Source organism: Micromonospora sp. WMMB482, assembly GCF_019038635.1.
Taxonomy (GTDB): domain Bacteria; phylum Actinomycetota; class Actinomycetes; order Mycobacteriales; family Micromonosporaceae; genus Micromonospora; species Micromonospora marina.
This window is the reverse complement of record NZ_JAHOPD010000020.1, coordinates 277,134-303,176: the sequence shown is the minus strand read 5'-3', so window position 1 is coordinate 303,176 and position 26,043 is coordinate 277,134. Positions and strand designations below refer to the sequence as shown.

Here is a 26,043-nt window from a genome sequence, read left to right as displayed (position 1 = left end):
GACGGCCGAGGCGGCGCGATGCTGACCGAGGTCGTCATCGCGCGCCCCGATCCGCGGCTGCGCCAGTGGGTGGACCGCTACCTCGGCTACCGCGAGGAGGTGCCCGTCCCGCTGGTCCGGCGGGAGGCGGCGGGCGCGTTCGTGGTGCTGATCCTCGGCTGGGGCGACCCGCTGGACGTGACCGACCTGCGTGACCCGGCCCGGGGCGCGTACGCGAACGCCTTCCTGGCCGGCCCGTTCGACAGCTGGTGCGCCACCCGTACGACCGGGACCGGCACCGGTGTGCAGGTGCTGCTGACCGCCCCGGCGGCCCGTCGCCTGCTCGGGCTGCCGCTGGCCGAGCTGGCCAACCGGGCGGTGCCGGTCGACGCGGTGGCGAGCTGGCTCGTGCGGCTGCGCGACGAACTGTCCGGCGAGCCGGGCTGGCCGGAACGCTTCGCCCGGATCGACGCCGCCCTGGCCACACGGCTGGCGGCGACCGCGCCGGTGGATCCGCCCCTGCTGGCGGCCTGGCGGCGCCTGGACGGCAGCGGGGAAGGCGTCGGCGTGGCCACGCTTGCTCAGGAACTGGGGTGGTCCCGCCGCCACCTGTCGGTCCGGTTCCGGCGGGAGTTCGGCCTGCCGCCCAAGACGGTCGCCCGCCTGCTGCGCTTCGAGCGGGCGTACGCGAGCCTGGGCCGGACGCTGCTCACCGCGCAGGCCGCCGGGCCGGACGGCACCGGGTGGGCGGAACGGGCCGCCCGGTGGGGCTACTACGACCAGTCACACCTGATCCGGGACTTCCGCGAGTTCGCCGGTGCCACCCCGGCCGCGCTGGCCGGGCCGGGATCCCATTCGTCCAATCCGGCCTGACCGCCCCGGCGGCAGACTGACGGCATGCAGAGCGTTTATCCCGTCTTGCGGTATCCCGACGTGCGAGCCGCCGTCGACTTCCTCTGTTCCGCGTTCGGCCTGACCGTGCGGGAGGTGCACGAGTTGCCCGACGGCACCGTCGTCCATGTCGAGCTGGAGTTCGCGGGCGACTTGGTGATGCTCGGCCCGGGGCCGGCGCCGCGGTCCCGCCCGACCGACGACGACTACGTCATCTACCTGGCGATCGACGACGTCGACGCGCATCACGAGCGGGCCCGGGCGGCCGGTGCGGACATCGTCCGGGGGCCGTTCGACACCGACTACGGCTCCCGTGACTACGCCGCCCGCGACCTGATCGGGCTGGTCTGGTCGTTCGGCACCTACCGCCCCTGACAGGCCCGCCCGGGCGGTTGCGCTGTGTGGGCAAGGTATTGCCGAGCGTGACGGCGATGCGTACGCTCCCTCCCGGGAGGCGTGCATGCCGTTGTCAGCAAGTCCCGTGGTCCGGAGGGCGAGGCTCGGCGTGGAGCTGCGCCGGCTGCGCCGTCGCGAGTCGCTCACGCTCGAACAGGTCTGCGCCCGGCTGGGCTGGGCGTCCACCTCGAAGCTGTCCCGCATCGAGCTGGGGCAGAGCCGGCCCGACCTGGCCGACGTGCTCGACCTGCTCGACGTCTACCAGGTGCCGTCGCCGCAGCGCGACGAGCTGATCGTCATCGCCCGCGACGCCGCCACCGGCCGGGGCTGGTCGAAGGCGCTCGGCGAGATGGGGGAGCGCCAGCGGGCGTACGCCGAGCTGGAGGCGGGCGCGGCGCGCATCGTGGAGTACCAGTGCGTGCTCGTGCCCGGCCTGCTCCAGGCCCCGGCGTACGCCCGCCTGCGCGTGTCAGCCGGCGCGGCGCTGACCGGGGAGGTGGACGTGGAGGCCGACGTCCGCGCCCGCGTCGCACGCCAGGAGCTGCTGATCCGGCCGGATCCGCCGCACTACACAGCGCTGCTGGACGAGCGCGTCTGCGACCCGGACGGCCTGCCCGCCGACGTGTGGCGCGACCAGATGCGGCATCTGGCCGCGCTCGCCGAACGGCCTCGCGTCACGGTCCGGGTGTTGCCGTCCGCGGCGTCGGGCGGCGACGGGCCGCACCCGCTGGCGCCGTTCTCGTACTACGCCTACCCCGACCCCGAGGATCCGCGCACCGTACTGGTGGAGACGCTCACCACCGACCTGCGTCTGGTCGCCGAGGCGGAGGTGACCCACTACGAGCGCGTCATCGAACGGCTGCTGGCTTCGGCGCTGCCGGCGGACGCCTCCGCCGAGCTGGTGGCCCGGCGGCTCGGCGCGGCGCCGGTGCCCCGGCCGCGGGATCCGCACGAGCTGGAGTGAGCCGCGCGGTCCCGCCGCCGGCGGGCGCGACCACCGGGCCCGGCGCCCCCGATGCCCGTCGGGACCGGTGACCGCGCAGCGCGCAGGCTACGGCAGGGGTACGACAGTTCAGGCCGGAACGTCGATGAAGTGCTCGACCAGCGGCGGGCCGGCGAAGTGCGGCCCGATCAGGCCGCGCCACTGCGCGAACCGCTCGGTCTGGCGGAAGTTCACGTCGTGCGCCTCGACCGAGTCCCACTCGACGAGCAGCACGAACCGGGTGGGCGACTCCACGCCGCGGGTCATCCGCACGGAGCGGCAACCTTCGGCGCCGGCGAGGATCGGGCGCGCCTGCGCGTAGGCGGCGGCGAACTCGTCCTCGTGTCCGGGCGTGACATCGATCAGCGCGACCTCAAGAACCATGCTGGCAGCCTGCCATGCCGTCGCCCCGCGGGTACGTCTCGGGTGGCGTCCCGGACGGCGACGCCGAGGCGGATGGCTAGCCTCCTAGGACGCCCAGCGGGACGTGAGCCGGAGCACGTCGAGAGATCGATGAGCGGCCCGGAGATGCGCCATCTTGGTGCGATGGTGAACAATGGCGACCGAGGAGGGGAGTATTCCCCCGCGACGGAGTCGTCAGCACGGAAGAGCGCCGGCACCCCCGGTTGCCCGACCCGGCTCCGCGGTCGGGACCGGTCACCCGGGCTCCGGCGGAAGAGACCTCCGTCAGTCACCCCTTGTCAGTGTCGACGCACCCCGGCACCCCACCCGGCGTACGGTGTGTTCCGACGCAGCGTGTCTGCCGGAGGATGGATTTGAACGTGTCCGCATTGGTGTGGGCGGTAACGCTGATCGCGATGATCGCGATCCTGCTCGCCGACCTGTTCATCATCGGCCGGCGGCCCCACGAGCCCAGCGTCCGTGAGTCCAGCCTGTGGGTGGGCTTCTACGTCGGCCTGGCGTTGATCTTCGGCGGCGTGCTCTGGCTGACCGCGGGCGGCCGCGTGGCCGGCGAGTTCTACACCGGCTGGCTCACCGAGTACAGCCTCTCGGTGGACAACCTCTTCGTCTTCGTGATCATCATGGCCCGGTTCGGGGTGCCCCGGCAGTACCAGCAGAAGGTGCTTCTCGTCGGCATCATCCTGGCCCTGGTCATGCGCGGTGGTTTCATCGCGGCCGGCGCGGCGCTGATCTCCCAGTTCTCCTGGGTGTTCTACATCTTCGGCGCGTTCCTCATCTACACCGCGGTGAACCTGGCCCGGCAGGGCGAACCGGACGAGGACGAGTTCAGCGAGAACGTGCTGATCCGGTGGAGCCGCCGGGCGCTGCCGCTGTCCCGGGACTACGACGGAGCGAAGATCACCACCCGGGAGCACGGGCGGCGCCTGTTCACCCCGATGCTGATCGTCATGATCGCGATCGGCACGACCGACCTGATCTTCGCGCTGGACTCGATCCCGGCGATCTTCGGCATCACCCAGGAGCCGTACCTGGTCTTCACCGCCAACGTGTTCGCGCTGATGGGGCTGCGGCAGCTCTACTTCCTGCTCGGGGGCCTGCTGGACCGGCTCATCTACCTCAGCTACGGGCTGGCCGTGGTGCTCGGCTTCATCGGCGTGAAGCTGGTGCTGGAGGCGCTGGCCGACAACAAGTTGCCGTTCATCAACGGCGGGGAGCACGTCGGGTGGGCCCCGCACATCCCGATCTGGCTCTCGCTCGCCGTCATCCTCGGCACCCTGGCCGTGGCCACGGCTGCCAGCCTGGCGAAGTCGTCCCGGGACCGGCGCCGGGAACTGGTCGAGGCCCGCCGCTGACCCACCGGCACCGTCGGGGCGCTCCCGTTGCCGGGGGCGCCCATCGGCGCGTCCGAGGTCAGACGCGGTGGACGCCGACGAGGGTGGCGGTCCGGTCGGCCGGCAGCTCCTCCTCGACCACCCGGCGGGTCAGGTAGCAGGCGTGCAGCATCCGGCGCCGGCCGCCGCGCGGCTCGGCCGACACGATCCCGACGTGGTGGATGCGCCGGCCGGGCCGGGCGAAGAAGTAGAGGTCTCCGGGGCGTTCGGCGTCCAGCGGCACCCGCGAGGTCGCCGCCGCCTGGTCGTCGGCGTCGCGTGGAAGCGTGATCCCGTACCGCCGCCAGGCCAGGTGCACCAGCCCGGAGCAGTCGATGCCGTCGGTGGACATGCCGCCCCAGACGTAGACCAGATCGCGCAGCCGCTCGGCGACCGCGAGCACCTTCTCGGCCTCGGGGCGCTCGGCGGGCAGCGGCACCAGGTCGTCCTCCGTGGCCCAGAGCGGGTCGGGCCGCCCGGGTACGCGGACCGGACGCCTGCCGTCCACCGGAGGCCCGGCGGGAGTGAGCCGGGTGCCGAGGACCACGCCGGTGAGCGTGGCGTCGCCGTCCGGCTCGGCGCGCAACGCGGTACGGGCGACGTCGACGGTCAGCGGGCCGTCGGCGGCCGCCGAACCGGAGCCGAACGGACTGGTAGCGGCCGGACCAGGACCGGCCGGACCGGAGCCGGACGGGCTCGAACCGGCCGGACCAGGACCGGATGGGCCGATACCGACCGGCCCGGACGGAGCGGTGCCGGACGGAGCGGAGCCCGCTGAGGCGACGTCGGCCGGATCAGGGGAGGACGGGTCGGCGTCGGCCAGGTGGGCCGCGCGCAGCCAGCCCGGATAGCCGTCGGCGCCGAGCTTCGCCGCGGGCTGGCCCAGCGCCACCACCCGCACCCAGCCGTCCGGGCGGGTCTCGGTGACGCGCACCGGCTCACCGAGCAGCAGCTGGGTCAGGACGCAGTCACCGACGAGCTGGTCGCGGTCCATGCCGGCGATCCAGGCGGCGACGTCGGGGGAGCCGGCGAGGGCGGGGCAGTCGATCGGGCGTACCGCCTCGGGCGCGGTCCAGAGGGTCGCCACCGGTACCCGTACGACGGCCCGGCGGCCGGGCTGAGGCGCCACGCGTACCCCTCTCTGCGGTGGTCGTCGGGGCGACCATATGAAAAATTCTGACGATGCTCAAGCGCGTGTCTGAATTTTAGCTTCACGCGGGCCGGTGACGCCCAGACCCGGCGCGTCCGGCAGCAGCACGCTCGCACCCTCGTACCGGATGCCCCCGGCGACCGGCGACCAGGCCAGCCACCAGGCGGCGTCGAGGTCCGACACGGCCGTGGTGCCGTAGGCGGCGACCAGGCTGGCGGCGGCGCCGACCCCCACCGGGCCTTCCATCATCGAGCCGACGATGGTCCCCATGCCGTGCGCGGCGGCCAGGTCGAGCAGCGTGCGGGCCGGTTGCAGGCCGCCGCACTTGGCCAGCTTCACGTTGACCATGTCGGCGGCCCGCCGCCGGATCACCTCGACCAGGTCGCGCACGTCGAAGACGGACTCGTCGGCCAGGATCGGCAGGTCCACCCGCTCGCTGACCCAGGCCAGCCCGTCCAGGTCGCGGCGGTGCACCGGCTGCTCGACCAGCTCCACGTCGAGCCCCGCGTCCTCGATCGCGCGGATCACCCGCACCGCCTCCCGGGGCGTCCAGCCCTGGTTGGCGTCCAGCCGGATCCGCACGTCCGGGCCGACCGCCGCCCGCACCGCACGGACCCGGTCCAGGTCGCCGCGGGCGTCGGTGCCCACCTTGAGCTTGAGCACGGTGAACCCCTCGCCGCCGCGCCGCGCCGCCGTCGCGGCCAGGTCCACCGCGTCGCCGGCGGCCAGCGTGACGTCGGTCGGCACGCGCAGCGCCGTGCCGCCGAGCAGACGCACCAGGGGTACGCCGAGCCGCCGCGCCGCCAGGTCGTGCAGCGCCACGTCGACCGCCGCCTTCGCCGACTCGTTGCCCACCACGGCGCGGCGCACCAGGGCACAGGCGGCCTGGAGGTCGTCGGCGTCGCGGCCGATCAGCAGCGGCGCGAGCAGTTCGCGTACGCACGCCTCGGCGCCCGCCACCGACGCGCCGGTGACCTGCCAGACCTGCGGCGCCTCCCCGAAACCCGGGCGCCCGTCACCGTCGATCACTTCCACGACCAGCGTGTCCACGGCGGTGGTGTGGCGCAGCGCGGTGACGAACGGGGTGTGTAAGGGGGCCGAGAGCCGGTGGGTGCGTACCGCGGCGATCGTCATGTGGGGCACCCTATAGCCAACTGGCGGCGAGCAGGGGAGGGCCGATGGCCGGGCGGGAATGGAAGCTGGTGGGCGCGCCGAACGCGCGTGACCTGGGTGGACTGCCGACGACCGACGGGCGGCGGGTACGGGCGGGGCGGCTCATCCGCACGCCCGCGCTGGGCCGGCTCACCGACGAGGACCTGCCGGTGCTGGACAAGCTCGGCCCGGCCTGCGTGGTGGACCTGCGCGACGCCCACGAGCAGGCGGTGGCCCCGCCGGACCGGCTGGTGGGGGAGCCCCGCACGGTGCACCTGCCGGTCTACGACGCGGCCCACCCGGTGTTCACGTACGTCTCGGCGGTGTTGCAGGGCCACGACCTGGACGCGTACGCGGCACTGGCCCGCGAGGGCATGCCGGGGGCGATGACGGCGATCTACCGCTGGTTCGTCACCGGGGAGCCGGCACGGGCCGGGTTCGGCGCGGCGGTGCGGCTGGCCGCCGACGGGCCGAACCTGCCGCTGCTGTTCCACTGCTCGGCTGGCAAGGACCGTACCGGCTGGCTGTCGGTGGTGCTGCTGACCGCGCTGGGGGTGCAGGAGGAGGCGATCCGCGCCGACTACCTGGTGCACAACGAGCTGACCGAGAGCCTGCGCGAGGTGCTGCTGTCCGCGATGATCCAGCGCCGGACGGACCTGGACCCGGCGGTGGCCCGGCCGCTGCTGGAGGTGCGCCCGGAATACCTGGACGCCGCCTACGACGAGGTGCGCCGCGCGCACGGCTCGTTCGACGCGTACCTGCGGGACGGTCTGGGGGTGACCGACGCGGACCGCGCGGCGCTGCGTGAGCGGCTGCTGGAGTAGCCGGGTCAGCCGGCCAGCTCGTGCCGCGCGGCCCAGACCCGCTCGGAGACGTGCGCGATCAGCCGACAGGCATCGTCCTCGATTCCGTCGCCGTCCGCGCCGCCGTCGGCCAGGTCGGTGGTGGTGCAGACGACGATCGTGTACGGCGGCGCGTCGTCCGGGAACACCACGCCCGCGCCGTGGCGTACGCCGCGTACCCAGCCGTTCTTGTGCGCGATGCGGGTGCCGTCGGGCAGCCCGGCGGCCAGATCCTCGCGGTGCTCCTGGGCGACGAGCACGTCGAGCATGGCGGCGCAGCCGGCCGGTGAGGCGAGCGGGCCGGGCCGGGTCGCGCCGAGCGCCAGCTCACCGAGCAGGACGGCCAGGTCGGCGGCGGTGACCAGGTTGTCGACGCCGGAGTCGCGGGCGGCGAAGTCCTCGATGCCGCGGCCGGTGACGCTGTGCCGCGCCCCGGCGAGCGCCCACGCCTGTGCCACGGCGGGCAGCCCCACCTGGCCGATGCAGATGTTCGTGGCGAGGTTGCTGGACCGGATGATCATCCGTTCGGCCAGCCAGCGCAGCGGCGCCTCGCCGCCGACGCGGTCCCAGACCGCCTCGTCGTTGTCGTAGTCGCGGTCGTTGGCGAACCGGGGCGCGCCCGGCAGCGCGGAGTCGAACGAGTTGCGCACCGGCACCGGCGCGTCCAGGTCGAGCCGGCCGGCCTCGGCGGCGCGGAACAGCGCCACCAGCACGGCGAGCTTCATGGTGCTCGCCGCGTAGTGGGTGGCGTCGGCCCGCCGCGTCCACGCCTGCCGCGCGCCGGGGTGGCCGACGTACGCGGAGACGGTGCCGGGCACCCGGTCCAGGTGCGCGTCGAGGTCCTCCCAGATCATGACCGCACCGTAGCCGATCTTCGGGGCGTACGCGGGGCAGCGGCGACCACGGGTGCGGGGCTAGCGTGCGGAGATGACGACGCCGTTGTACGACGACATCGCCGACTGGTACGAGGAGTACGCCAGCGAGACCTCGTCGGTCTACATGGACCGGATCCGCTCCGTGCTGGCCGACCTTTTGGGTGACGGCCCGGGCCGGTGTGTGGACCTGTGCTGCGGCACCGGGGCGCACGCGGCCGAGCTGCGGCGTCTCGGGTGGACGCCGCTGGGAGTGGACCTGTCCGGCGGGCAGCTACGCCACGCCCGCGCCCGGCTGCCGGTGGCCCGCGCCGACGCGACCGCGCTGCCACTGGCCACCGACGCCGTACCGGCGGTGGTGTGCGTACTCGCGCACACCGACATGCCGGACTATCCGGCGGCGATCGCCGAGGCGACGCGGGTGCTGGCACCCGGCGGCCGGCTGGTGCACGTCGGGGTGCACCCGTGTTTCGTGGGCGCGTTCGCCGACCGGTCCGAGCCGGAGCGGATCGTGATCGACGGCGGGTACGCCTCGCGGGAGCGCACGGTCCGCTCGTGGAACGCCACCGGCGTCCGGGCCCGGGTCGGCGCCTGGCACCTGCCCCTGGCCGGCCTGCTGGACGCCGTGGCGGCGGCCGGCCTGCGGCTGACCCGGGTGGTCGAGTCCGGCTCCGGTCCGGTACCCGACGTGCTGGCCCTGGAAGCCACCAAGCCCCACTGACACCCCGGCCGTCCCGCCGCTTCGCGTCCGTCCCGTGGCGCCGTCTCGCGCCCGTGGCGCCGTCTCGCGTCCGCGGCGCCGTCTCGCGTCCGCGGCGCCGTCTCGCGCCCGTCCCGCCGTCTCGCGTCCGCGGCGCCGTCTCGCGCCCGTGGCGCCGCTTCGTGTCGGTCTGCCTCGTGTCCGTCTGGCTGCCGCCGGGCCGTGGCACTGCCGCGTCCGTAGCTCCGGCTCGTGTCCGTCGCGCCCGTTCCGCCGCTTTGTGCCCCGTCCCGCGTTGCCGGGCAGCCCTCCCCTCTCGCCCCCGGCCCACCGCTCCTGGCCCCGGCCTAATCCCCGCCCGTTCCCGAGAGTCGAGATCCCGCGTCCGTAAAACGGGACGTCCTGAAGATCTTGGAAGAAGCGCGCCCCTATGGGGGCCATTTCGTACCAAGATCTCGCACCCATCCCGTCGATCATGAAGTTGGCGGCGGATTTGATCTCCCGAACCGCCGTCAACCTCATGATCGACCGGCGTGCGGCGTGCGGCGTGCGGCGTGCGGCGTGCGGCGTGCGGCGTGCGGGCGGCCGGGTGACCGGCGTGCGGCGTGCGGGCGGCCGGGTGACCCGGGGACGGGTGGCGGGAGGCGGGAGGCGGGTGAGCGGGAGCGGTGACGACGGGAAAGGGGGAGCCCGGTCCGCCTGAGGGCGGGCCGGGCTCCGGGTGGGGCTGGTGAGCGGCTGGGTCAGCCGGCGTGCTTGCGGCGGGCGGCCATCCGGCCGCGCTGGGTCTGGTCCAGCACCACCTTGCGGATGCGCACCGCGGCCGGGGTGACCTCGACGCACTCGTCCTCGCGGCAGAACTCCAGCGCCTGCTCGAGGGACAGCTTGCGCGGCGGGATCAGCTTCTCGGTCTCGTCGGCGGTCGACGAGCGCATGTTGGTGAGCTTCTTCTCCTTGGTGATGTTGACGTCCATGTCGTCGGAGCGGGAGTTCTCACCGACGATCATGCCCTCGTACACCTCGGTGCCCGGCTCGACGAAGAGCTGGCCGCGCTCCTGGAGGTTGGTCATCGCGAACGCGGTGACCGACCCGGACCGGTCGGCGACCAGCGACCCGTTGTTGCGGGTGCGCAGCTCGCCGAACCACGGCTCGTACGACTCGAAGACGTGGTGCAGGATGCCGGTGCCCCGGGTCTCGGTGAGGAACTCGGTCCGGAAGCCGATCAGGCCGCGCGCCGGGACCAGCCACTCCATCCGGATCCAGCCGGTGCCGTGGTTGACCAGCTGCTCCATCCGGCCCTTGCGGGTGGCCAGGAGCTGGGTGATCGCGCCGAGGTACTCCTCCGGGGCGTCGATGGTCAGCCGCTCGACCGGCTCGCAGGTCTTGCCGTCGATCTCCCGGGTGACGACCTGCGGCTTGCCGACGGTCAGCTCGAAGGACTCGCGGCGCATCTGCTCGACCAGGATCGCCAGGGCCAGCTCACCGCGGCCCTGCACCTCCCAGGCGTCCGGCCGCTCGGTGGGCAGCACCCGCAGCGACACGTTGCCGACCAGTTCCTTGTCGAGCCGGTCCTTGACCATCCGGGCGGTGACCTTGGCGCCCTTGACCCGGCCGACGAGCGGCGAGGTGTTGGTGCCGATGGTCATCGAGATGGCCGGCTCGTCCACGGTGATCAGCGGCAGCGGCACCGGGTTCTCGGCGTCGGCGAGCGTCTCACCGATCATGATCTCCGGGATGCCGGCGACGGCGATGATGTCGCCCGGCCCGGCGGACTCGGCGGGCTTGCGCTCCAGGCCCTCGGTCATCAGCAGCTCGGAGATGCGTACCCGCTGGGTGCTGCCGTCGGTGCGGCACCAGGCCACGGTCTGGCCCTTGCTGATGGTGCCCTGGCGGACCCGGCACAGCGCGAGCCGGCCCAGGAACGGCGAGGCGTCGAGGTTGGTGACGTGCGCCTGCAGCGGCGCGCCCTCGTCGTACGCGGGCGCGGGGATGGTGTCCAGCAGCGTCCGGAACAGCGGCTCCAGGTTGCTGCTGTCGTCCGGGACCGCGCCGTCGGCGGGCTGGGTCAGCGAGGCGATGCCGTCGCGGGCGCAGGCGTAGACGATCGGGAAGTCGATCTGCTCCTCGTCGGCGTCCAGGTCGAGGAACAGCTCGTACGTGTCGTCCACGACCTCCTTGATCCGGGCGTCCGGACGGTCCACCTTGTTGATCACCAGGATGATCGGCAGCCGGGCGCGCAGCGCCTTGCGGAGGACGAACCGGGTCTGCGGCAGGGGGCCTTCGCTGGCGTCGACCAGCAGCACCACACCGTCGACCATGGTCAGGCCGCGCTCGACCTCGCCGCCGAAGTCGGCGTGACCGGGGGTGTCGATGATGTTGATGGTGACCGGTTCCGAGCCGTCCGCCGGCAGGTACCGCACGCCGGTGTTCTTGGCGAGGATGGTGATGCCCTTCTCGCGCTCGAGGTCCATCGAGTCCATGACCCGCTCGGTGGTCTCACCACGGGCGCCGTAGGCGCCGGCCTGCCGCAACATGGCGTCGACCAGGGTCGTCTTGCCGTGGTCGACGTGGGCGATGATGGCGACGTTGCGGAGGTCGGTGCGTAGCTGCATACCCTCCATACTCCTGTCTGCGGTTGCCGGGGCACGCCTCGGGGTCACCCCGAGATCGCCCGGATCTGCGTCGAAAGTGCTGTGCCGACCGTTCCAGCGACTGGCATGCTGACACCCGTGCGGGGTGTCCGATGCCTGACCTGCTGAGCTGGCTGCAGGAGCTGCCGCCCCTGCTGATCTACCTGGCCGCCGCGGCGATCGTCGCGGCGGAGACCGCGGTGATCGTCGGGCTGCTGATGCCCGGCGAGGCGACCCTGCTTCTGGTCGGCTTCCTAGCGTACGCGGGGACGCTGCGCCTCGCGCCCGTGCTGGTGGCGATGACCGCCGCCGCCGTGATCGGAGACACACTCGCGTGGCGGGCGGGCCGCCGGTACGGCCCCCGTCTGCGTGCCTCTGGCGTCGGCGCCCGGATCGGCGCGCACCGGTGGCGGCGGGCCGACTCGCTGCTGGAGCGCCTCGGCGGCCGGGGCGTGCTCGCGGCACGCTGGATCGCGTTCGCCCGCACGCTGGCGCCCCGGCTGGCCGGGTCGGCGGGGATGCCGTACCGGCGGTTCGCGCCCTGGAACCTGGCCGGGGTGGCGAGCTGGGTCGGCGCCTCGGTGCTGGTCGGCTACCTGGCCGGTGAGTCGTACGAGCGGGTGTCGAAGCTGCTCGGCCGGGCCACCGGGGCGGTGCTGGCCCTGCTGCTGTGCCTGCTCGCCGTGGTGCTCGCCGGCCGCTGGCTGGGGCGCAACCCGGACCCGGTGCGCGCGCTGGCCGCACGGGCCGCCGCACTGCCGCCGCTGCGCTGGCTGCGGGCCCGGTACGGCGTGCTGTTCTTCCTGGTCGCCATGCGCGCCGGCCCGGCCTGGAGCCTGCTGGTCAACCTGGCGCTGGGGCTCGCGCTGCTGTTCGTCGCCGGGCTCGCCGTGGCGGTCCTGCTGGAGGCGGTCGTCGCGCACAGCGGGCTGGGTGTCCTCGACGGGCTGGTCGCCGACTGGTTCGCCGCCCGGCGTACCCCAGGGGTGGTCGACACGGCGTTGCTCGCGGTGTCGGTGCTGCGCGGCTGGGTGCTGATCGCCGCGGTGGCGGTGGTGGCCGTGGTGGTGGCGCGGCGGGGGCGGGCGTGGCGGGCCGATCCGCTCGGGGTGCTGGGCACTGTCGGCGCCGCCGTGCCGCTGGTGTTGCTCGTCGTCGTCGCGGAGCTGACCGGCCCGGGTGGCCCGGACCGCCCCGGTGACCTGTTCCCGACACAGAACGCGGTGGTGACCGCGAGCTTCGGCACACTCGCCTGGCTGCTGTCGCGAGGCGCGCGCTGGCCGGTGGGCGCGGCGGTCTGGACGGTGGCGTCGGCGGCGGTGGTCACGGTCACCGGCGCGCGGCTCTACCTGGGTTTCAGCACGGCCAGCGGCACCGTCACGGCGGTACTGCTGGGCCTCGCGTGGACCACCGTGTTCGTGGTGGCGTGGGCGACCCGGGACCGGCTGGCGGACCCGGACGAGCGGCCGGCCGGCGTGGCCCCGGCGGAGTCGCCGCCCCGGCCCCGGCGGCGCCGGTCCGCGTCGGGGGTACCCCGCGAACCCGTCGATCCTTGCTAGGGTGCGCCGACGGGGGAAAACGGGGAGGTTCGATGCGGCGAGGACGCGCCCGCTGGGCCGTGACGGTGGTGGCGTTGCTCGCGGCGGCCACGCTCACGGCATGCGGCGAGCAGGAGCAGCCGGTCCGGGAGGTCGCTGTGGAGTTGCCCACGGCGGCCCCGGTGGACCAGCCACCGGAGGCGCCGGCCGACGCGCCGAGCGAGGAGCCGCCCGCGGTGGCGGCGATGGGCGTGCGGCCCAGCCCGAGCGCGTCGGCGAAACCGAAGCCGCGGGCCAAGCCGACCCGGACCTCCACGGCGCCGCTGGCCCGGCCGAAGCCGCCGACCGAGACCCAGGTGCCGCCGGCGCCGCCGAAACCGGCGGACGAGGGCTGCAAGCCGAGCTACCGGGGCACGAAGGCCAGCCAGAGCCAGGTGAAGGCGGCGCTCGCCGACGCCGCGGCGCGTACCTACTGGCCGACCTCGGCGCCGGACATCCGCATCCCGTCGGCGCTGCTGAAGGCCACTGCCTGGCAGGAGAGCGGGTGGCAGTCCAACATCATCGCCTGTGACGGCGGGGTCGGGCTGATGCAGGTCATGCCGGCCACGGCGGAGTGGATGAACCAGCGGTTCGGCCAGTCGTACGACATCGACGCCTACCGGGACAACGCCTACCTGGGCGGCACCTACCTGGCCTGGCTGACCAAGTACATCGGCGACATGTACTTCGAGTCCGACTACCGGCTCGACGCCTCACTGTGCACCGCGGAGCTGAACTCCTGCCTGCTCAACGCCGTGATCGCGGCCTACAACTACGGGCACGGCGCGGTGGCGCGGGAGGGTCAGCCGCTGACCGTCCCCAATCCGCAGTACGTGCGCAACGTGCGGGCGCTCATGACCGAGTGCGAGTGCTTGAGCTTCTGAGCGACCGGACGAAGGGGCGGGGGCCCGCGTGCGCGCGGGCCCCCGCCCCTTCGGTTCAGTCCCGCCTGGTGGGAGCGGGCTCGGTCGGCGTCGCGGTGGGCGCGTCGGCGTCCCGGGCGATCCGTCCGGGCCACCAGAACCGGTCACCGAGCAGGAACGCCAGAGACGGCACCAGGACGGTACGGACCAGCAGCGTGTCCAGCAGCACGCCGATGCAGACGATGATTCCGATCTGGGTGAGCGTGATCAGCGGCAGCACGCCGAGCACGGCGAACACCGCCGCCAGCAGGATGCCCGCACTGGTGATCACGCCGCCGGTGACCCGCAGCGCCGACAGCATGCCGTCGCGGGTGCCGGTGCGCCGGGCGTCCTCCCGGGCCCGGGTGACCAGGAAGATGTTGTAGTCGACGCCGAGCGCGACGAGGAACACGAACGCGAGCAGCAGCACCCCGCTGTCCAGCGCCGGGAAGTCCAGCACGTGGTCGAAGAGCAGCCAGGCCGCGCCGAGGCTGGCGAAGAACGACGCGATCACCGTCAGCACCAGCAGCAGCGGCGCCAGGATCCCGCGCAGCAGCAGCACCAGCACCGCACCGACCAGCAGCAGGATGAGCGGCAGGATCAGCTGGAGATCCTTGGTGTTCGCCTCGTTCGAGTCGTAGGTGGCGGCGACCGAACCACCGACCAGGGCGCCGTCGGGGGCGTCCGCGCCCGCCACGGCAGGCGGCGACGAGTCCGGTACGGCGGACACGGCGTCGCGCAGCGCCACCACGGCCCGGTCGGACGCGGCGCTGCCCGGCTCGGCGGTGAGCACCACGTCGATCTGGGCGACCCGGTCCCCGGCGGTGCCGGGGCGCGCCGAGGCGATCCCGTCGACGCCGCTCGCCGCGGCGAGGACCGCCTGGGCGGCCTGCGGGTTGGTGAGCACCGCGACCGGCTGGGTGCTGCCGGCCGGGAACGCCCGGGCGAGCGTCTCCGCTCCGGCGACCGCCTCGGGCTTCTCGCTGAACTGCTCGGTCTCGGACAGCCCGGTACGGATGCCCAGGCCGCCGAGCGCGAGGCCGGCGAGCAGCAGGACCGCCAGCGCGGCGACGGGCAGCGGCCGGCGGACGACCAGCTCGCCGAGGCGGCCCCAGATGCGGCCCTCACGGGCGGCGCTGCCGACGCGGGGGACGAACGGCCAGAACAGGCCCCGGCCGAACAGCAGCAGCGCGGCGGGGAGCACGAACAGGGCGGAGAGCATGGCGAGGATGACACCGGTGGCGCAGGCCAGGGCGAGCGCCCGGTTGGTCTCCTGCTGGGACAGCAGCAGCGTGAGCACACCGAGGACGACGGTGCTGCCGCTGGCCAGGATCGGCTCGGCGGTGCGGCGCAGCGCCGAGCGCATGGCGGCGAACCGGTCCTCCTCACGGCGCAGCTCCTCCCGGTAGCGGGCGATGAGCAGCAGCGCGTAGTTGGTGGCGGCGCCGAACACCAGCACGCTGGCGATGCCCGTCACCTGCCCGCTGGGCAGGTAGATGCCGAAGGCGGGGACGAGGGACTCCACCACGCGCAGCGTGATCTGCTCGGTGGCGCCCACCACCAGCAGCGGCACCAGCCACAGGAACGGGCTGCGGTAGGTGACGAGCAGCAGCACCGCCACCACGGCGGCGGTGACCAGCAGCAGCGTGGTGTCCGCACCCTGGAACACCTTGCCCAGGTCGGCGGTGAACGCGGGCCCGCCGGTGACCTCGACAGTCAGCTCGCCGGGCAGGTCACCGACCGCCTCGCGGAGCTTCTCCACCTCGTCGACCACCGCCGACGGCCCGCCCTCGGTGGACAGCGGCACCGCGACCAGTGCCACGGTGCCGTCGGGGGAGACCTGGGCGGGGGAGACCCTGCCGCCCACGGCGAGCGAGCCGAGTTCGCCGGAGATGCCGTCGAGCGTGCTGCGGTCCGCGCCGCTGAGCGGGGCCCGGTCGGCGCGGCTGACCACCACCAGGGCGGTCTGGGCGTCCTTGGAGGGCAACTGCTCCTGGAGCCGCTCGACCTGGGTCGACTGCCACTCCACGGACAGGCCGGTGTCGGAGACGGGCTCCGGATTGTCCGGCTTCGGTAGCCCGAAGGCGACCACGCCGACGACGAGTGCGGCGGCCAGCGTGAGCCAGGCGGCCAGCCGGCCCCGGACGACGCGGGTGAACAGAGACATCTGATGCCCTCACATATTGGTCGCGGGGGATTCTCTCTTGGCGAGTATCTTGATGAGCGAGATTATCCGGGGTGGTTCTATGCTGCAACCGGAACTGTTCGACAGGGGGTGGCGGCAAGCGTGGCGGCGCACAGGATGTATCGGCGACGCGACGACCCACGCGGTCGCATGGTCGCCGACATCACCAACGACCTGCGTCGTTACTCGGCCGACGCGCAGCACATCGGGCATGCGTTCGCCGGGCTGCACGGGCTCAACGCCACCGACCTGCACGCCCTGATCGCGGTCATGGAGGCCGAGCTGGTGGGCGACCCGATCACCCCCGGGCGGCTCGGCGAGGCGCTCAACCTCTCCTCCGGCTCGGTGACCGCGCTCGTCGACCGGCTGGAGCGCGGCGGCCACATCCGCCGCGACCGGGACACCGGCGACCGTCGCAAGATCCTCCTGCACTACGCCGACCGCGGCGCCGCGCTGGCACAGAGCTTCTTCGGGCCGCTGGGTCGCCGTACCGACGAGGTGATGGAGCGCTTCAGCGACGACGAGCTCGCCGTGGTGCACCGGTTCATGGCCGAGATGGTGCACTCCATGCGGACCCACCGGGACGAGATGCGCGCCGCACCCCGCCGCGGCGCCGCCTCCGGCCCGGCCGACTGATCATGCGGCTGGTCACCCGGGCCGCCACCGCGGCGCTGCGCCTGCCCGCCGCCCGCACCGGGCGGGTCACCGTCACCCGGGACATCCCGGTCCGCGTACGCGACGGGGTGACGCTGCGCACCGACCACTACGCGCCCGGCCTGTCCGCCGCGCCGTGCGTGCTGATCCGCACCCCGTACGGGCGGGGCGGGCCGATCCGGCTGCTGGGCCGCCTGATCGCCGAGCGGGGTTTCCACGTGGTGATCCAGTCCTGCCGCGGCACGTTCGGCTCCGGCGGCGAGTTCGCGCCGCTCGTGCACGAGCGTGACGACGGCCTGGACACGCTGGACTGGCTACGCCGCCAGCCCTGGTGGACCGGCACGTTCGGCATGTTCGGCGCCAGCTACCAGGGCTTCGTGCAGTGGGCGCTCGCCGCCGAGGCGGGCGAGGAACTGCGCGCGATGGTCGCCGTGGTGACCGCGTCGGCCACCCGCGACTCCACGTATGCAGGGGAGTCGTTCGCACTGGACACGGTGCTCACCTGGGCCGAGCTGCTCCAGGCGCAGACCGTGCCCTGGCTGGCCCGGCAGTGGGAGCTCAAGCGCGGCCAGCCCCGGCTCGCCCGCGCCCTGGCGCACCTGCCGCTGGCCGAGGCGGACCGGGTCGCCACCGGCGTGACGGTGCCGTTCTTCCAGGAGTGGCTGCGCCATCACACCCCCGACGCCGGCTACTGGCGTACCCGGGTCTTCGGCGACCGGATCGCCGAGGTCCGCGCGCCGGTCGCCATGGTCAGCGGCTGGCAGGACATCTTCCTGCCGGCCCAGCTCGACGACTACGCCCGCCTGCGGGCCGCCGGGGTGCGTACCCGCCTGGTCGTCGGGCCGTGGACGCACGGCAGCCCGGGGCTGCTCCTGGCCTCGCTGCGGGAGGGCCTGGACTGGCTCGACACCCACCTGGCCGGGCGGCCCGGGCCGCGGCGCGCGCCGGTGCGGGTGCACGTCGGCGGCGACGGCGGCGGCTGGCGTGACCTGCCGGAGTGGCCGCCACCGGCCACGCCCACGCGGTGGCACCTGCGAGCCGCCGGCGGGCTGTCCCCGCAACCGCAGGAGCACGGCGAACCGGACCGGATCTGGTACGACCCGGCCGACCCCACCCCGTCGCTCGGTGGCCCGCTGCTGGTCGCCCAGCGGGCCGGGGCGGTGGACAACCGGCCGGTCGAGGCCCGCCCGGACGTGCTCACCTACACCGGTGAGCCGTTGCGCGACCCGGTCGAGGTGGCCGGGCCGGTACGCGCCGAGATCCACCTGCGCAGCGAACTGTCGTACCTGGACGTTTTCGTGCGTCTGTGCGACGTGGACCGGCGCGGCCGATCCTGGAACGTCTGCGACGGCCTGGTCCGCGTCGAACCGGGGCGGTTCCCGCGTGATCCGTCCGGAGTGGTCACCGTGCCGGTGACGCTCTGGCCGACGGCGTACCGCTTCGCGCCCGGGCACCGGTTGCGGGTACAGGTCTCCGGTGGCGCCCACCCCCGCTACGCGCGCAACCCGGGCACCGGCGAGCCGCTCGGCACCGCTGTGACCCTCCGTGCTGGATGGCGAGAAATCATCCACGATCGTGAGCATCCTTCGGCGTTGGTGCTGCCGCTGGTGCCAGCACCGTCCACAGCGGGCTGATAGTTCAAAAAAGCGCTCCTGAGCTGGGCACTTGAGCCTAACAGTGGTTAAGCTCGGAGCAAGTGCCCGGTGCCGTGCAGTTTCCGGCGGGGCGCGTCCGCGGATCGCATGTCATCACGCGGTGTGATTGTCGTGTCCTCGCCGGTCATCGATCGGAGGGGGATCTGCCATGACGTCGGCCCCGGCGAACCTGCTGGCCGTTCGGAACCTGTTACTCACCTACCTCAACGTCGACAAGAAGGCCGTACGCGCCGACGACCTGGAGCCGGCGGAGGTGGGCATCGTCGGCGACGTCAACCACCGCGGCGGCTACCACTGCGGCTCCGACCGGGTCGTCAGGAACGACTACTCGGTGGTGGAGTCCAGCCGGGACCGGTCCGGGCTCACGCTGTACGCGTCAGCGCTGGACGTCGGCATGTTCTCCGTCCGCTCCGGCGGTGGCACGCACAACCTGCGCACCTTCTCCACCTGGATGGTGGCGCAGTGCGCGGCGAACGCGGCCGACACCCGGGACATCCGGGAGATCATCTACTCCTCGGACGGGCGGACGGTGCGCCGCTGGGACCGGCTGGGACGGCGGACCAGCGGTGACAGCAGCCACCTGTTCCACACCCACTTCAGCTTCTTCCGCGACTCCACAAAGGCGGGGCGGGACCAGACCCCGTTGTTCCGCCGCTACCTCACCGCGATCGGGATGATCGCCGTCGTGAAACCGGAGGACGACATGGAACAGACCGACAAGCTCATCAACGACACCGGCTCGAGTAACCGTACCGTCGGCAACGTCCTGGCCGACCTGCAGAACCTGCGCAACTGGCTCATCTCGCCGGTCGGCACCAGCGGGCTGGTCGGCCCGCCCATGCCGAACTCGCCGTTGCAGCAGATGCTGGCGATGCTGCGCGCCTGGCCGGCGTTGGTGGCGCAGGTGAACGAGCTGTCCGGCAAGGACTTCACCGACGAGGAGCAGATCGTCTCCGGGGTGCTGGCCGGGCTTCCGCCGGAGAAGATAGCCGAGGCCATCCCGCCGCAGATCGCCCGGGACGTGGCCGACGAACTGTCCCGCAGGCTGACCGCCTGACCACCCCGGCGCCGCGGCCGCCGTGTCGCGGCGCCCCGGTCCGGCCTATTCGGCAAGAGCTGTTGCGCAATACCTCTTGCCGATGCCAGACTCGCCGCATGGAACAGCATTCGGTCCGGCAGGTCACCGACTCGCGGGTGCTCGCCGCGCTCGCCCACCCCCTGCGCCGCCGGCTCATGGACGTGCTCAAGGTGTACGGCCCGTGCACGGTCGGCATGCTCGCCGAGCACACCGGCCAGGCGCCGGCGAACGTGAGTCACCACCTCAAGGTGCTCGCCGCCGCGGACCTGCTGGTCGAGGCGCCCGAGCTGGCCCGCGACCGCCGGGAACGCTGGTGGAAGCCGCGAAACCGGGGCGTGCGCTGGTCCGAGTCCGACTTCGGCGACGACCCGTCGACCCGGGTGGTCGTCGAGGCCGCCGGCTCGCTCAACCTGGAGCGGCACACCGAGCTGGTGCGGGCCTGGCACACCGCCTCCGACGAGACGCACGCCGCCTGGAACGACGCCCCGTTCAGTACCGACCACTGGCTGCACCTGACCCCGGACGAATTGGACGCGCTCGGCCGAGAGGTGATCGCCCTGCTCACCCGCTGGTCGGAACGGCCCGTTCCGGACGACGGACAGCGCCGCGAGCCGGTCTTCGTGTTCGCCCACGGCGTCCCGGGCCGGCCGTGACCGCCGGCCGCGTTCCGGCAGCCCCCGCGAGCGCCTCACCGGGACGCCCGTCGTGACCGCCCCCGCGCGGACGTCCGGACCGGTCGGCGCGCCGCCCGGCGGGCTGCTCCGGCACCGCGACTTCCGGCTGCTCTGGACCGGCCACACGGTCAGCGCCGTGGGCAGCAACATGACCGTCGTGGCGCTGCCGCTGGTCGCGGTCGCGGTGCTCGACGCGACCACGTTCCAGGTGGCGGTGCTCACCGCGGCGGCGTGGCTGCCCTGGCTGCTCGCCGGCCTGCCGGTCGGGGCGTGGGTCGACCGGGTCCGCCGCCGGCCCGTGATGATCGCCGCCGACCTGGTCGCCGCCGCGCTGTTCGCGAGCGTGCCGGTGGCCGCCCTGCTCGGACTGCTCACCGTCGGCCACCTGCTCGTCGTCGCGCTCGGCGCCGGGCTGGCCCGGGTCTTCTTCGAGACCGCCGACCAGGTCTACCTGCCCACGCTGCTGCGTCCCGAGCAGGTGCCCGAGGCCAACGCCCGGCTGCACGCCACCCACACCGCGAGCTACCTCGTCGGGCCCGGCCTCGCCGGTCTGGTCGCCCAGCTCGTCGGCGCGGTGACCGCGGTGGCGCTGGACGCGCTGAGCTTCCTGCTGTCCGCGCTGTGCCTGCGCCGCATCCGCGCGGCCGAACCAGGGCCGCACCGTCCCGCCGGGACGACGTCGCTGCGCCGGGAGGTCGCCGCCGGGCTGCGGTTCGTCGTCCGCGACCCGTACCTGCGGGTGCTGACGGTCTTCGGGGCGGCCAGCAACATCGGGCTCACCGGCTACCAGGCGGTGCTCGTGGTGTTCCTGGTCCGCTCGGCCGAACTGCCCGCCGGGCTGGTCGGCCTCCTGATCGGACTCGCCAGCCTCGGCGGGGTGATCGGCGCCGCGCTGGCCGCGCGCCTGTCCCGCCGGCTCGGCAGCGCCCGAACACTGCTGGTCGCCGGCGCCCTGACCGGCCCGCCCGCGCTGCTGATCCCGCTCGCCGGCCCTGGCGCGCGCACCGGCTGGCTGGTGCTCGGCGGGGTGCTGGTGAGTCTCGGCGTCGCCGTCGGCAACGTGGTCAAGGGCAGCTTCCGGCAGACGTACACGCCGCACCGGCTGCTCGGCCGCGTCACGGTGAGCATGCATCTGCTCAACTACGGCACGATTCCGCTGGCCGCCCTGCTCGCCGGGGCGCTGGGCGCGGCGTGGGGGCCGGGCGGCGCGATCCGGGCGATGACCGCCTGGCTGGCGCTGACCCCGCTGATCCTGCTGGCCGGGCCACTACGGAAACGGCGCGACCTGCCGGCCGCGCCGTCCTGATGATGCACTGCGGCGGCGGTCGGAGCCCGACCGCCGCCACCGGCACGCGTTACATCGGACGGACGTTGTCCGCCTGCGGGCCCTTCTGGCCCTGGGTCACCTCGAACTCGACCTTCTGGCCCTCGTTCAGCTCGCGGTAGCCACTGCTCTGGATGGCCGAGTAGTGGACGAACACGTCCGGGCCTCCGCCGTCCTGCTCGATGAAGCCGAAGCCCTTTTCCGAGTTGAACCACTTGACCGTGCCGGTTGCCATGCGTCTCTCCCTGTTCCAATGCGGGCGAGCATCGGCTCCACGGCCGGTGATCGCCCTGTACCACCCCGACAGTAACCGTCCGGACCGGAATCCGCTGCCGGAAGCGCGCGGCGCGCCCGTGAATACGTGCGCGACCGGAAAAAGACCCCGCCGTCGGGCCGGGCACGGCATGCTTGCCCCGATGAGCAGGCAGACGGCTCTGGCCGACCTGGAGCAGGAGATCGCGGCGCCCGGCGGGGGCCCGGACCGCCTGCGCCTGGTCGGCACGCCGTTCGTTCCGGAGGTGCGCCTGCACCTGGCCGAGGACGCCATCCTGTGGTGGGCCCGGATGGAGGCCGCCGCCGGACGGTCGCTGCCGCCGCCGTACTGGGCCTCGGTCTGGGCCGGTGGCCAGGCGCTCGCCCGGCACCTGCTGGACCACCCCGAGCTGGCCGCCGGGCGGCGGGTGCTCGACCTGGGCGCCGGATCGGGCCTGGTCGCCATCGCCGCCGCGCTCGCCGGCGCCGACGAGGTGGTCGCCAACGACATCGACCCGTACGCGGTGGCCGCGGTCACGGTCAACGCCCGGGCCAACCGGGTCCGGGTGACCGCCGACGGCGCCGACCTGCTCGACGGGGTGGCGGGCGCCGACCTGCTGGTGGCCGGGGACGCGCTCTACGACGCGGGCCTGGCCGCCCGGGTTCTGCCCTACCTGCGACGGTGCGCCGCGCACGGCGTGCAGGTGCTGGTCGGCGACCCGGACCGGGGTCACCTGCCGGCGGACGGGCTGGAACTGGTGGCCAGCTATCCGGTGCCGACCACGGAACCCTCGGTCGACTCCCCGGTACGCCGGGTGCAGGTGCTCCGGCCCCGGTGACCCGGCTGACCCTAGGGCCTGTTTCATAAGAACTGGCCCTAGGGGTCGCCCCGGCCGGGTGTCGGGGACCACTGGGGGATCATGCCCGATGTGCCGGCGTGCCGCCGCCGCATAGCGTGCAGCTCATGAACGAACTCGTGGCCGCCGCCGGTGAGCTGCCCACCACCCTGCTGATGGGGCTGCTCGGCGTGGTCATGCTCGCCGACGCCGTACCCCTGATCGGGGTGCTGGTGCCCGGCGACGCCGCGGTCCTGGCCGCGGTCGGCGCGGGTCGTCCGGCCGGAGGGGCGCTCACCGTCGCGGCGGTGGTAGCGGGCTGCCTGGCCGGCTGGTCGCTGAGCTTCTTCGCCGGCCGGCGCTGGGGCGGGCGGCTGCGGGACAGCCGGGTGGGCGGCTGGATCGGCGAGTCGCGCTGGGCCGCCGCCGAGACGCTGTTGCACCGCGGTGGCGGACGGATCGTGCTGGTGGCGCCGTTCCTGCCGGTGTTCAACGCGCTGTTGCCGCTGGCCGCGGGCGGGCTGCGGATGTCGTACCGGCGGTTCCTGGTCTGCGCGGCGGCCGGGGCCACCGCGTGGGCCGGGCTCTACGTGGCGCTGGGGCTGGCCGCGCGGGCGCTGACCGGCCTGCTGCCCGGGGCGCTCAACCCGACGGTGCTGACCATGGCGGTCGGGCTGCTGCTGGCCGGTCCGGTGCTGCTCGCCACCCGGCGCCGGCTGCGGGCGGTCACGGGCTGACCGCGCCCGGCCCGGCCGTCACGGGGGAGGCCGGACCGGGCGTGCTCACCAGCCGCGGGCGCGCCACTGCGGCAACGCGGGCCGCTCGGCGCCGATGGTGCTGTCCTTGCCGTGACCCGGGTAGAACCAGGTGTCGTCCGGCAACCGGTCGAAGAGCTTGGCCTCGACGTCGTCGACGAGCCGGCCGAAGCGCTCCGGGTCCTGGTCGGTGTTGCCCACGCCACCCGGGAAGAGCGAGTCGCCGGTGAACAGGTGCGGGATGCCGGCCGGGTCGCGGTAGAGCAGCGCGATCGAGCCCGGCGTGTGCCCGCGCAGGTGGATGACCTCCAGCGCGCAGTCACCGACCGGCACCGGGTCGCCGTCGCCGAGCCGCTCGGCCTCGATGGGCAGACCCTCGGCGTCGTCGGCGTGCACCAGCGCGCGCGCCCCGGTCTTGGCCACCACCTCCTCCAGCGCGACCCAGTGGTCCATGTGCTGGTGCGTGGTCACCACGGCGGCCAGCCCGCCGTCGCCGACCAGCTCCAGCAGGCGCGGCGCCTCGTTCGCGGCGTCGATCAGCACCTGCTCGCCGGTGGCGTGGCAGCGCAGCAGATAGGCGTTGTTGTCCATCGGGCCCACCGACAGCTTGGTGACGGTGAGCCGGTCGAGCTCGCGCACGGCCGGCGGACCGCCGGGCGTGACGTCTCCGGTGTAGGTCATGACGACGTTCAGATCCATTCCGGTGGGTTCGGCAGAGGGCCGTCGGGTTCGACGGTGAGCAACTCGCCCGCGCCCCGGCCGGTCAGCCAGGCGGCGAGTTCCGGCGCGGGGCCGGTGACCGTGGGGGCCCCCTCGGGGTCACCCACGACGAGTTCGGACGCCGCGCCGTCGAAACGCAGCACCATGGCCGGCGCGGCCGGGTTGCCGGCCAGCCCGGTCACCACCTCGTGCAGCAGCCGCTGCGCGAACGCCTCCGGCCAGTCCGCCGGCCGGTAGCCGGCCGCCAGGTCGACGTGGTGCACCTCGACCTCGCGCAGCCGGCCCCAGACCAGCATCGCCGCCGGCCACGGGCCGCGCCGGGTCTGCACCGTGGCGCCCCAGGCGTCCACCGGCATCGCCGCGACCGCCGCGTCGAAGCGCTGGCCGCTGCGGCGTACGTCGTCGAGCAGGTCGGCCGGGCCGCGCCCGGCGCCGGCGTCGATGTCGTCGGCACGGGCCTGCGCCGAGGCGTACATCGGGATCTCCTCGCCGGTGCGCGCCGAGGTGAGCAGGTTGACGAACCCGTCGGCGTTGCGGGCCAGGTGGGTGAGCACGTGCGCGCGGGTCCAGCCCGGCAGCAGCGAGGGCGCCGCGACGTCCGCGGCGGTCAGGCCGGACACGGTACGCAGCAGCCGGTCGTTCGCCTCGGCCAGCGCGCCGGTCAGCAGCAGGGGGTCGGCGGTCATCGCGTTCTCACGCGTCCGACCCTAGCGGGCCGGACCCGGCCGTGCCCGGGGGGAAATCGCTTTCGGCGCGTCGGCGTGCCACCTACCGTCGGGGCCGACGACATCGCCGCCGGCGCCGGACGCGCCCGGGTCCACGTCGTCGCGAACGCGGCACCGGGAGTCGGAGGGGAGGTGGTGCGCATGCCGGTCGCAGCGCGTGTGTTCCGCCGTACCTCCCCTCGACACCGATGAGGACACCATGACTCTCGATCTGACCGCCCTCGGCTGGGACGCCTGCTGGGCGGCCCATCTCGACCGGCGCGCCGGCCACCGTCACGGGCGGGTCGCCCGGGTGGACCGGGGCGTCTGCACCGTGCTGTGCCCGCAGGGGCCGGTGCGGGCCAGCCTCGGCGGCGGCGTGCTGTCCGCCGCCGCCCGCGACCTGACCGCGCTGCCCTGCGCGGGTGACTGGGTACTGCTGTCCACCTGGCCGGACGGCCCGGTCACGGTGGAGGCGGTGCTGCCGCGGCGTACCGCGCTGGTGCGGCGCACCGCCGGCAAGGACTCCAGCGGCCAGGTGCTGGCCGCCAACCTCGACGCCGCCGCGGTGGTCGAGCCGGTGCACCCGGAACCGGACGCCGCGCGGATCGAACGTCTGCTCTCCCTGGTGCACGAATCCGGGGCGGAGCCGCTCGTCGTGCTCACCAAGGCCGACCTGGCCGCCGACCCGGCGGCGGTGGCCCGGCAGCTGGCCGACCTCGCGCCCGGCGTGCCGGTGCTGCCGGTCAGCGCCGAGCGGGGCACCGGCCTCGCGCCGCTGCGCCGGCACGTCGCTCCGGGACGCACGCTCGGCCTGCTCGGCCCCTCCGGGGCCGGCAAGTCGAGCCTGGTCAACGCGCTGGCCGGGGCGGACGTGATGCGCACCCAGGTGATCCGCCGCGTCGACGGCAAGGGCCGGCACACCACCACCTGGCGGTCGCTGGTGCCGCTGCCGGGCGGGGGAGCGGTGCTGGACACCCCGGGCGTACGGGCGGTCGGCCTGCTCGACGGGGCGGCGGGCCTGGACCGGGCGTTCGCCGACATCACCGAGCTGGCCGCCGGCTGCCGGTACGCCGACTGCGCCCACGACGCCGAGCCGGGCTGCGCGGTGCGGGCCGCGCTGGACGAGGGCGCGCTGCCGGCCCGCCGCTGGGAGAGCTGGCGCCGGCTCCAGCGGGAGATCGAGTACGAGGGCGGTCGCCGGGCGGCCCGCCTGGCGGCCGAACGGCGGGGCGGCCGGCGCGGCGGGCGGCGACGCACCGGGCGTCCGGCGACCCCGCCTGCTCCCGGGGCATTCTGAGCCGGCCCGGGCCGGTCGGGTGGACCTGCGTGGTTCGCGC

The 26,043-nt window shown here is 74.0% G+C and carries 25 protein-coding genes; 16 read left to right on the top strand and 9 right to left on the bottom strand.

Going from position 1 to position 26,043, the window contains the following annotated elements; translation table 11 throughout:
• Positions 1-18 precede the first annotated feature (18 nt).
• The 3 genes from KSK32_RS02200 (at position 19) to KSK32_RS02190 (ending at position 2,230) form a co-directional block, all read left to right on the top strand.
• Positions 19-852, top strand: a complete 834-nt coding sequence (locus tag KSK32_RS02200) for an AraC family transcriptional regulator (RefSeq protein ID WP_216928192.1) — start codon at positions 19-21, stop codon at positions 850-852.
• A 24-nt stretch (positions 853-876) separates the two neighbouring features.
• Positions 877-1,245 (top strand): VOC family protein, encoded by a 369-nt coding sequence (locus tag KSK32_RS02195; RefSeq protein ID WP_216928191.1) that lies wholly within the window; start codon positions 877-879, stop codon positions 1,243-1,245.
• An 85-nt stretch (positions 1,246-1,330) separates the two neighbouring features.
• Complete coding sequence (locus tag KSK32_RS02190) at positions 1,331-2,230, top strand: DUF5753 domain-containing protein (RefSeq protein ID WP_216928190.1); 900 nt, start codon at positions 1,331-1,333, stop codon at positions 2,228-2,230.
• 108 nt (positions 2,231-2,338) lie between these two features.
• Here KSK32_RS02190 and KSK32_RS02185 read toward each other — a convergent pair whose 3' ends face one another.
• On the bottom strand, positions 2,339-2,632 hold the full coding sequence (locus KSK32_RS02185; protein ID WP_013287496.1) for an antibiotic biosynthesis monooxygenase: 294 nt from the start codon (positions 2,630-2,632) through the stop codon (positions 2,339-2,341).
• Between the two features lie 392 nt (positions 2,633-3,024).
• Here KSK32_RS02185 and KSK32_RS02180 point away from each other — a divergent pair, with 392 nt between their 5' ends.
• Positions 3,025-4,023 carry a TerC family protein gene (locus KSK32_RS02180; protein WP_216928189.1) on the top strand — a complete coding sequence of 333 codons (999 nt, stop codon included), beginning with the start codon at positions 3,025-3,027 and terminating at the stop codon, positions 4,021-4,023.
• Between the two features lie 58 nt (positions 4,024-4,081).
• Here KSK32_RS02180 and KSK32_RS02175 read toward each other — a convergent pair whose 3' ends face one another.
• Together KSK32_RS02175 and KSK32_RS02170 are read right to left on the bottom strand one after the other, a co-directional pair.
• A complete protein-coding gene (locus KSK32_RS02175; RefSeq protein ID WP_216928188.1) occupies positions 4,082-5,170 on the bottom strand; it encodes an NlpC/P60 family protein in 1,089 nt (362 codons plus the stop codon).
• Positions 5,171-5,227: 57 nt separating this feature from the next.
• A complete protein-coding gene (locus KSK32_RS02170; protein WP_216928187.1) occupies positions 5,228-6,325 on the bottom strand; it encodes a mandelate racemase/muconate lactonizing enzyme family protein in 1,098 nt (365 codons plus the stop codon).
• Between the two features lie 44 nt (positions 6,326-6,369).
• Here KSK32_RS02170 and KSK32_RS02165 point away from each other — a divergent pair, with 44 nt between their 5' ends.
• A complete protein-coding gene (locus tag KSK32_RS02165) occupies positions 6,370-7,167 on the top strand; it encodes a tyrosine-protein phosphatase (protein WP_216928186.1) in 798 nt (265 codons plus the stop codon).
• A 5-nt stretch (positions 7,168-7,172) separates the two neighbouring features.
• On the opposite strand, the gene KSK32_RS02160 is transcribed toward KSK32_RS02165, so the two are convergent.
• A complete protein-coding gene (locus tag KSK32_RS02160; protein ID WP_216928185.1) occupies positions 7,173-8,039 on the bottom strand; it encodes a serine hydrolase in 867 nt (288 codons plus the stop codon).
• Between the two features lie 73 nt (positions 8,040-8,112).
• Here KSK32_RS02160 and KSK32_RS02155 point away from each other — a divergent pair, with 73 nt between their 5' ends.
• Complete coding sequence (locus tag KSK32_RS02155; protein WP_216928184.1) at positions 8,113-8,778, top strand: class I SAM-dependent methyltransferase; 666 nt, start codon at positions 8,113-8,115, stop codon at positions 8,776-8,778.
• A gap of 722 nt (positions 8,779-9,500) precedes the next feature.
• On the opposite strand, the gene typA is transcribed toward KSK32_RS02155, so the two are convergent.
• Positions 9,501-11,369, bottom strand: a complete 1,869-nt coding sequence (gene typA, locus KSK32_RS02150; RefSeq protein WP_216928183.1) for a translational GTPase TypA — start codon at positions 11,367-11,369, stop codon at positions 9,501-9,503.
• A gap of 131 nt (positions 11,370-11,500) precedes the next feature.
• Here typA and KSK32_RS02145 point away from each other — a divergent pair, with 131 nt between their 5' ends.
• On the top strand, positions 11,501-12,946 hold the full coding sequence (locus KSK32_RS02145; protein WP_216928182.1) for a DedA family protein: 1,446 nt from the start codon (positions 11,501-11,503) through the stop codon (positions 12,944-12,946).
• A 32-nt stretch (positions 12,947-12,978) separates the two neighbouring features.
• Positions 12,979-13,848 carry a lytic transglycosylase domain-containing protein gene (locus KSK32_RS02140; protein WP_216928181.1) on the top strand — a complete coding sequence of 290 codons (870 nt, stop codon included), beginning with the start codon at positions 12,979-12,981 and terminating at the stop codon, positions 13,846-13,848.
• Between the two features lie 55 nt (positions 13,849-13,903).
• Here KSK32_RS02140 and KSK32_RS02135 read toward each other — a convergent pair whose 3' ends face one another.
• A complete protein-coding gene (locus KSK32_RS02135; RefSeq protein ID WP_216928180.1) occupies positions 13,904-16,033 on the bottom strand; it encodes an MMPL family transporter in 2,130 nt (709 codons plus the stop codon).
• A gap of 135 nt (positions 16,034-16,168) precedes the next feature.
• On the opposite strand from KSK32_RS02135, the gene KSK32_RS02130 reads away from it, so the two are divergent.
• The 5 genes from KSK32_RS02130 (at position 16,169) to KSK32_RS02110 (ending at position 21,418) form a co-directional block, all read left to right on the top strand.
• Positions 16,169-16,687, top strand: a complete 519-nt coding sequence (locus KSK32_RS02130; protein ID WP_216935748.1) for a MarR family winged helix-turn-helix transcriptional regulator — start codon at positions 16,169-16,171, stop codon at positions 16,685-16,687.
• Positions 16,688-16,689: 2 nt separating this feature from the next.
• Positions 16,690-18,339, top strand: a complete 1,650-nt coding sequence (locus KSK32_RS02125; protein ID WP_374226689.1) for a CocE/NonD family hydrolase — start codon at positions 16,690-16,692, stop codon at positions 18,337-18,339.
• Positions 18,340-18,508: 169 nt separating this feature from the next.
• Positions 18,509-19,417 (top strand): hypothetical protein, encoded by a 909-nt coding sequence (locus KSK32_RS02120; protein ID WP_216928179.1) that lies wholly within the window; start codon positions 18,509-18,511, stop codon positions 19,415-19,417.
• A 98-nt stretch (positions 19,418-19,515) separates the two neighbouring features.
• A complete protein-coding gene (locus KSK32_RS02115) occupies positions 19,516-20,091 on the top strand; it encodes a helix-turn-helix transcriptional regulator (RefSeq protein WP_216928178.1) in 576 nt (191 codons plus the stop codon).
• A 52-nt stretch (positions 20,092-20,143) separates the two neighbouring features.
• Positions 20,144-21,418, top strand: a complete 1,275-nt coding sequence (locus tag KSK32_RS02110) for an MFS transporter (protein WP_216928177.1) — start codon at positions 20,144-20,146, stop codon at positions 21,416-21,418.
• Between the two features lie 49 nt (positions 21,419-21,467).
• Here the strand turns inward: KSK32_RS02110 and KSK32_RS02105 are convergent, their stop codons facing one another.
• Complete coding sequence (locus KSK32_RS02105) at positions 21,468-21,671, bottom strand: cold-shock protein (protein WP_013287480.1); 204 nt, start codon at positions 21,669-21,671, stop codon at positions 21,468-21,470.
• Between the two features lie 181 nt (positions 21,672-21,852).
• Here KSK32_RS02105 and KSK32_RS02100 point away from each other — a divergent pair, with 181 nt between their 5' ends.
• Together KSK32_RS02100 and KSK32_RS02095 are read left to right on the top strand one after the other, a co-directional pair.
• A complete protein-coding gene (locus KSK32_RS02100) occupies positions 21,853-22,527 on the top strand; it encodes a methyltransferase (RefSeq protein ID WP_216928176.1) in 675 nt (224 codons plus the stop codon).
• A 125-nt stretch (positions 22,528-22,652) separates the two neighbouring features.
• Positions 22,653-23,261 carry a DedA family protein gene (locus KSK32_RS02095; protein ID WP_216928175.1) on the top strand — a complete coding sequence of 203 codons (609 nt, stop codon included), beginning with the start codon at positions 22,653-22,655 and terminating at the stop codon, positions 23,259-23,261.
• 45 nt (positions 23,262-23,306) lie between these two features.
• Here the strand turns inward: KSK32_RS02095 and KSK32_RS02090 are convergent, their stop codons facing one another.
• Positions 23,307-23,960 carry an MBL fold metallo-hydrolase gene (locus KSK32_RS02090; protein WP_216928174.1) on the bottom strand — a complete coding sequence of 218 codons (654 nt, stop codon included), beginning with the start codon at positions 23,958-23,960 and terminating at the stop codon, positions 23,307-23,309.
• An 8-nt stretch (positions 23,961-23,968) separates the two neighbouring features.
• Complete coding sequence (locus KSK32_RS02085; RefSeq protein ID WP_216928173.1) at positions 23,969-24,685, bottom strand: maleylpyruvate isomerase family mycothiol-dependent enzyme; 717 nt, start codon at positions 24,683-24,685, stop codon at positions 23,969-23,971.
• A 238-nt stretch (positions 24,686-24,923) separates the two neighbouring features.
• Here KSK32_RS02085 and rsgA point away from each other — a divergent pair, with 238 nt between their 5' ends.
• The gene (gene rsgA / locus KSK32_RS02080) at positions 24,924-26,003 is read left to right on the top strand and encodes a ribosome small subunit-dependent GTPase A (protein ID WP_216928172.1); all 1,080 of its coding nucleotides are present in this window, start codon (positions 24,924-24,926) and stop codon (positions 26,001-26,003) included.
• The last annotated feature ends 40 nt before the right edge of the window (positions 26,004-26,043 follow it).